Source organism: Rhizobium sp. SG2393, assembly GCF_042610495.1.
In the GTDB taxonomy this organism is placed as follows: domain Bacteria; phylum Pseudomonadota; class Alphaproteobacteria; order Rhizobiales; family Rhizobiaceae; genus RU20A.
Genome location: NZ_JBHGAP010000025.1, coordinates 1 through 638, shown reverse-complemented (window position 1 = coordinate 638; position 638 = coordinate 1). Strand labels below are relative to the sequence as shown.

Annotated in this window: 1 protein-coding gene; it reads right to left on the bottom strand. The window is 58.3% G+C overall.

Annotation, left to right across the window (positions count from 1 at the left end; genetic code table 11):
- Positions 1-51 precede the first annotated feature (51 nt).
- On the bottom strand, positions 52-638 hold a 587-nt coding region (locus tag ACED18_RS20550), incomplete at its 5' end, for a transposase (RefSeq protein WP_377295454.1).

Sequence of the window (638 nt, the reverse complement as noted above, 5' to 3'; positions counted from 1 at the left end):
TGTGTTTCGGCGTGGAATATTGGCTCTGACGCAATTTTGGTGGTCAGAGTTCTATCCGGCACCAATGACGCGGGCCTGAAGGAGGTCGATTTTCCCTCGGCCGTACATCTGGCGTTTTACAAGCTTGAGCTTGGTAATCTGCCCCTCTGTCTGTCCATTCGACCAAGGCAAACTGATCGCGGCACTCACGGCTGCCCGGTCTTTGGCGACACCATTGGCGAAGGCCGCGACCAGGCTTGATCGGGCGCGTTCCAGCCATGGTTCGAGATCGGCGAGAGATTTCTTGCGGATCATGGCTTGGAAAGCGGCGACGACTTCCCGCGCTTCGACGAGTTGCGGCACGCCGCCTTCAATCGCGGCAACCGTTACGGTCTGAGACTTGGAGAGATCGTCGCGACCGATGGTCATGAGGCGTGCGACAGTTCGTGCCGATGGCGTACGGCTCAACGCATCGCAATCCATCTTTTCAGCCTTTCGTCGACGGGTCGCCCATTCGGTTACGACGCGAAGGCAGCCATGGAATCCCTGGCGAGTCAGCTCTCGCCACAACTGTGTGCCATTGCGGTGACCGGCACTCCATTGAGCATCGAGCCATGGGAGATAAACTTCAAGCGAGTTCTCTCGCACGCGGAACACGT